At 56.8% G+C, this 4410-nt stretch carries 6 protein-coding genes; 4 read left to right on the forward strand and 2 right to left on the reverse strand.

Annotated features, from left to right (window positions below):
• Together PSV43_RS08795 and PSV43_RS08800 are read right to left on the reverse strand one after the other, a co-directional pair.
• The coding region (locus PSV43_RS08795; protein ID WP_300195758.1) for a Gfo/Idh/MocA family oxidoreductase at positions 1–688 on the reverse strand (688 nt) is incomplete at its 3' end.
• 34 nt (positions 689–722) lie between these two features.
• Complete coding sequence (locus PSV43_RS08800) at positions 723–1574, reverse strand: sugar phosphate isomerase/epimerase family protein (RefSeq protein WP_300195761.1); 852 nt, start codon at positions 1572–1574, stop codon at positions 723–725.
• Between the two features lie 225 nt (positions 1575–1799).
• Here PSV43_RS08800 and PSV43_RS08805 point away from each other — a divergent pair, with 225 nt between their 5' ends.
• The 4 genes from PSV43_RS08805 to PSV43_RS08820 all read left to right on the forward strand — a co-directional run bounded on the left by PSV43_RS08805 (position 1800) and on the right by PSV43_RS08820 (position 4123).
• Entirely contained in the window at positions 1800–2300 is a 501-nt protein-coding gene (locus tag PSV43_RS08805; RefSeq protein WP_300195764.1) for a LysM peptidoglycan-binding domain-containing protein, read from the forward strand.
• 92 nt (positions 2301–2392) lie between these two features.
• Complete coding sequence (locus PSV43_RS08810) at positions 2393–3004, forward strand: sigma-70 family RNA polymerase sigma factor (RefSeq protein WP_300195767.1); 612 nt, start codon at positions 2393–2395, stop codon at positions 3002–3004.
• Positions 2988–3632: a hypothetical protein gene (locus PSV43_RS08815; RefSeq protein WP_300195770.1), complete on the forward strand. Its 645-nt coding sequence runs from the start codon at positions 2988–2990 to the stop codon at positions 3630–3632. Before PSV43_RS08810 ends, PSV43_RS08815 begins: the two co-directional genes overlap by 17 nt.
• Positions 3629–4123, forward strand: coding sequence for a hypothetical protein (locus tag PSV43_RS08820; protein WP_300195773.1), 495 nt, complete (start codon positions 3629–3631; stop codon positions 4121–4123). Before PSV43_RS08815 ends, PSV43_RS08820 begins: the two co-directional genes overlap by 4 nt.
• The last annotated feature ends 287 nt before the right edge of the window (positions 4124–4410 follow it).

The following is a 4410-nucleotide window of genomic DNA, read 5'->3' on the forward strand; positions in this document are numbered from 1 at the left end:
GATACATGAGCTCGGACTGGCCAGGAAGCTTGTCGCGGAACCAGATGCCACCCCCGTTCCAGTACACCTGACCGGAAATGATATCGCCAATGATACCCTGCTCCTTGACCTGAGTCAGAGCTGCACGGTAGCAGTTTTGGTATCGACGCTGCAGGCCGCAGACGACCTTGAGATTTTTCTCGTCGGCAATCTTTGCCATCTCAAGAACCTTGCGCACGCCAGGGGCATCCACCGCCACGGGTTTTTCCATGAAGATGTTTTTACCAGCCTTCACCGCAGCTTCGAAGTGATACGGACGGAAGCCGGGAGGGGTGGTGAGGATGACAAGGTCACAGCAGTCGATCACTTTCTGGTAGGCGTCGGTTCCAACGAAGTTACGCGAGTCATCCACCTTGACCTTGTCAGGACTTTTGTCGCGCAGGCCGCTCAGTGCTTTGTCCGTTTTTTCTTTGAAGGCGTCTGCCACAGCGTGCAGCGTGACACCCTTCTGGTTCGTGCTGAGGGCCTGGTTCGCAGCGCCGGTACCGCGACCACCGCAGCCGATGAGCCCGATTTTGATTTCATCGCTGCCCGCGACATTCGCGGACTGGGCGACCGTGAGGCCGGTGCTGGCAACAGTAGCAGCTGTGGCGCCGATAAACTGGCGGCGAGAGGTCGCCGCTGCGGGGGTGGGGGTCGGTGTGTTCATGGGTTGAATGCGTTGGGTTTGACGTGGCTTCAAATCAGGCGAGCGCGTTTTTGATAAGCGCGAAGCCTTCGGTGTAAACTTGTTCGGTGCTGGGGAAGAAATCGCGCCAGACACGCGTGGCGGCCGCGAGGTCTGGCAGGGCGCTGCCAAAGGCCTCGATGGTCATCCAGCCGTCATAACCGATTTTTTTCAGGTGCTTGATCTGCTCGACAATGTTGATGTGGCCGCGTCCGGGTGTGCCGCGATCATTTTCAGAAATGTGGACGTGGTTGAGCTTGCCGGAGGCAAACACCGTGTCGATGGCCGTAAACGAATTCTTCTCTTCGATGTTCGCGTGGAAAGTATCATACATCGTGCCGAAGTTCGGATGATCGACGCGCTTCACGTAGGCAGCGGCCTGTTCCATCGTGTTGAGGAGATGAGCCTCGAAGCGATTGAGCGCTTCAATGGCGCACTTCACGCCCGCAGCTTCAGCGACAGGGGCGATGGCACGGTGCACTTCAGCGGCACCTGCGAGTTCGGCCTCAGAAGGGAAGGCACCGGTAAACTGGCCGAGCACCTGATAATAGGGCCCGACCAGTGTCTGCACGCCGGCGTTGTGAGCGCATTCGATCACACGCTTGAGGTGGTCGATGGCTCCCTGGCGGTTCGCCGCGACGGGGCTGATGGCGTTGTGCGCTTCATCCGGCAGCACGGTGACGGCGGTGCATTCGAGTCCGTTGTCCTTCAGCACCTGGCCGATGCCTTTGAAATGCGCAGGATTGCTGACATCAAAGATCGGAACCTCGACTCCGTCGTAGCCGGTGGCCTTGAGTTTTTCGATGACGGGGTAGTTTGCCTCGGTGATGTGACCGGAATAGAGAAGGAGATTGAAGCCGATTTTCATGGGTGGGACGCAAAGCTAGGGAATGGGGGGCGAATTGGCAAGGTCTGTGTCGGAAGATTTCCCGCATTAGGCAACGGCCCGGTTGTTGCCTCTATTGCGCAAACCTCAGGAAATCGCAGTGCAGGCCCCACAGCGGCAAATTAAGCATTGAAAAGGATGCACCTGATTTCATTAGTGCTTAGATTTCCTGCTATGCGTGTTTGCTGGCTGAAACCACACCTCATCATGACTGCCTTTCGTTTCATCGCGCTTTCCGCCACCTGCCTTGCCCTCGCTTCCTGTGAAAACACGAAAACGTCTGGCAGCACTAGCAGTGATCCCTATGCCTCGAACTACGGCACCGACGGGCATTACAATCCCTACCCGGGCCAGAGCGGTTACGCATCTTCGTCCACTCCGAAGTATCAGACCCCGCCAGCCCCTCCCTCCCTCCCGCCGGAGCCACCTGCCAATCCCTATGCTTTCAGCGGCACGAAGAAGGTGACGCCATCCAGTACTTCCTCTACCCCCAAGAAGAGTACCGCCTCCAGCAGCTCCGCGAAAAAGAAGTCCACCCCCTCGAAGACAAAGGCAAAAAAATCCTCTGGGTCGAGATACACCGTCGTCAAAGGCGACACGCTCTCCTCCATCGCCCGGAAAAAAGGCTCTTCCGTCTCAAAAATCAAGGCCGCCAACGGCCTCCGCAGTGATCTCATCAGACTCGGGCAGAGCCTGAAAATCCCTTGATTCAACGTTCGACGCATTTTTTGGCTCCAAATCGTGCTGCGCCCTGAATAATTCCACCGTCAAGGCCGTCAATCCCCTGCCATTACAAATCCATGCCTGCCTCAGCCTCGACTGACCCTGGCGAAGTCTCAGACCTCGACTTGGTTAAACGCAGCCAATCAGGCGACACAAGGGCCTTTGACGTTCTCGTCACTCGCTACCGTGGGAGGATCTATGCCATGACCTATCACCTTATCCAGAACGAAACCGAAGCATGGGACCTCGCCCAAGAGGCCTTCATCAAGGCATGGCGTGCGCTGCCCTCGTTCAAGCATGATGCGGGATTTTACACCTGGCTCTATCGCATCGCCCACAACGTCAGCTATGACTGGCTGCGGAAGAAGAAGATCCAGGGCGATGGTGAATTCGATGACGAGCGCACCGAACACCGCATTGCCGCCGGTGCGGAAGCCACGCCGAGGGGCGATCCTGCGCCCGACGCCGCCATGACCAATGCCGAGCTCGGCCAGCGCATTCAGGAATCCATCGCCAAACTTTCCCCCGAACACCGCCAGGTCATTGTCCTGCGCGAGGTCGAAGGGCTCGCTTATGAAGAAATCGCCGCCCTCATCCCCTGCTCTCTCGGCACGGTGATGTCTCGTCTCTTTTACGCACGCAAGAAACTTCAGGAACAACTCCACGACGTTTATGAAACATCCATCTGAAGAACATGACCTCATCCGCTGGATCGATGGGGAAATGAACGAAACCGAACGCACCACGTTTGAGGAACGCCTCAAGCTGGATCCCGTGCTCGCCACAGAAGCCCGGCAGATGCGCGCTCTGAGCGCCAGTCTCCGCGTCCACCTGCCTGCCGAAATGAAGGTGCCTCACGCCGATTACTTCAACACGCAGATCGGAGTGCGCATCTCCCAGATGGCGCAGGACGACGCACGCGCAAAGCAGACCTCTCCCGGCTTTGGGGCCATTCTGCAATGGTTTCGCCAGCCATGGTTTGCACTGGCAGGCGCTGCGGCCTTGGCTGTGCTGGGTTTCTTCCTGGTGAATACGGCATCCGGTGGTGCCTCAGAGAGCATGATCCTCAGCTCCTACACCCCCAACACCAACGTGCAGGCACGCACCTACCACGACGATGGCGCTGAAGCCACGGTCTTGATGCTGGACGGGCTGGATGCAGTGCCGGCGGAGCGAAAAGTCTCGGGGATCAACATTCAACGCAGTGAAGTGGAGCCTGAACTGGCCTCAACCACCATGTACGACACAAAGGGAATTGCAGTGCTCATGATTTCCCGTGATGCACTTGGCAATCCAATGCTAACGCCGCGCGGATGAAAGCCATTCTCTCAGCGCTCGCGTTGTTTTTCTGCACGACCCTTGCCTTTGCGCAAGCGCCGGCTCCACCCGACGCTGCCTCCAAACTTGCCATAGATGGGCATGTCTGGGGTGCACTCATTTTCGCCACCAACGATGCAAGCCAGCTGACCGGCGCCAAAGAGCCAATCCACGCTGAACTGCCCAAGCTGAATGAGCGCCTCGCCAAGGTGTTTCCCTTCAAGCACTTCGGAATCCTTGGCCAGCATCGGCAGGATATCTTGCGGGAATATGAATCTTGGGTCGTTCCATCCCGGGAACTTTTCATGAAAATTGATTCCAAAGGTCCCGCAGACAACGGCGGCGTCAATCTGCACCTCCAAGTTTGGCGTGAGCAGCAGGTGTTGGTCAAAAGTGACGCTGTTCTACGCAAAGGCAGTCCCTTGTTCATCGGCGGACCGCCCTGGAAGGAAGGTCGATTGATTTTTGTTCTCTTCCTCGAACGCAAATAATAGCAGCAAATGGACTGAGAGGGTAAGAAGGCATGACTGCCGGGTCGCACAGACAGCCCTCAGCCCGCCCCATCGGGTCATAGCTCCCTGCTCACTTTTCCCGTCATCTCAGTCTGATACTGGGATATATTTCGACAGTATGGCAGTTGATGATCCCAAAACGGTTGATGTAGTGAGCGTTGGTCGCTCAACTAGCGAGGTCATTTTGGACGTCACCGATCATCTCGACTGGAGCGATGAAGTGGGCCATCTCAGTTTTTTGCAAAACAAGATCAATGCTTACACTT

This window comes from Prosthecobacter sp. (genome assembly GCF_029946185.1).
Taxonomy (GTDB): Bacteria; Verrucomicrobiota; Verrucomicrobiia; order Verrucomicrobiales; family Verrucomicrobiaceae; genus Prosthecobacter.

Coding starts and splice junctions, on each gene's coding strand:
- PSV43_RS08800 (WP_300195761.1), bottom strand. CDS start 1,574: ATGAAAATCGGCTTCAATCTCCTTCTCTATTCCGGTCACATCACCGAG.
- PSV43_RS08805 (WP_300195764.1), top strand. CDS start 1,800: ATGACTGCCTTTCGTTTCATCGCGCTTTCCGCCACCTGCCTTGCCCTC.
- PSV43_RS08810 (WP_300195767.1), top strand. CDS start 2,393: ATGCCTGCCTCAGCCTCGACTGACCCTGGCGAAGTCTCAGACCTCGAC.
- PSV43_RS08815 (WP_300195770.1), top strand. CDS start 2,988: ATGAAACATCCATCTGAAGAACATGACCTCATCCGCTGGATCGATGGG.
- PSV43_RS08820 (WP_300195773.1), top strand. CDS start 3,629: ATGAAAGCCATTCTCTCAGCGCTCGCGTTGTTTTTCTGCACGACCCTT.